The organism is Xenorhabdus beddingii (genome assembly GCF_002127545.1).
Lineage (GTDB): Bacteria > Pseudomonadota > Gammaproteobacteria > Enterobacterales > Enterobacteriaceae > Xenorhabdus > Xenorhabdus beddingii.
Map to the genome: position 1 here is coordinate 1 of NZ_MUBK01000170.1, position 439 is coordinate 439.

A 439-nucleotide genomic window follows, 5' to 3' on the forward strand; every position below is an offset into this window, starting at 1 on the left:
TGCGCGGATGTACAAAACCGGCGACCTCGGCCGCTGGCTGCCCGACGGCAATATTGAATACCTTGGCCGCAATGATTTTCAGGTCAAGCTGCGCGGCTTTCGCATCGAACCGGGTGAAATCGAGTCCCGGTTAATGCAGTGCCACGGGGTACGCGAAGCGGTGGTCATCGCCCGTGAAGACGAACCGAATCAGACACGGCTGGTCGCCTATCTGCGACCATTGGAGGGCGTTGAACTGGTGCCGGCGGCACTGCGTCAGCAACTGGCACAACACCTTGCCGACTATATGCTGCCCAGTGCCTTTATGGTGCTGGACGCTTTCCCGCTGACCCCCAATGGCAAACTTGACCGGCAGGCCCTGCCTGCCCCGGATTTATCGGCGGTGGTCACGCGCGGTTATGCCGCGCCGGTCGGCGAAATCGAAACCGTGCTGGCGCAA

1 protein-coding gene is annotated in these 439 nt (G+C 61.3%); it reads left to right on the plus strand.

Annotated elements, in window-relative coordinates; translation table 11 throughout:
- Positions 1–439 (plus strand): AMP-binding enzyme (locus Xbed_RS19100; protein ID WP_139837574.1); only part of this gene is annotated, 439 nt, incomplete at both ends.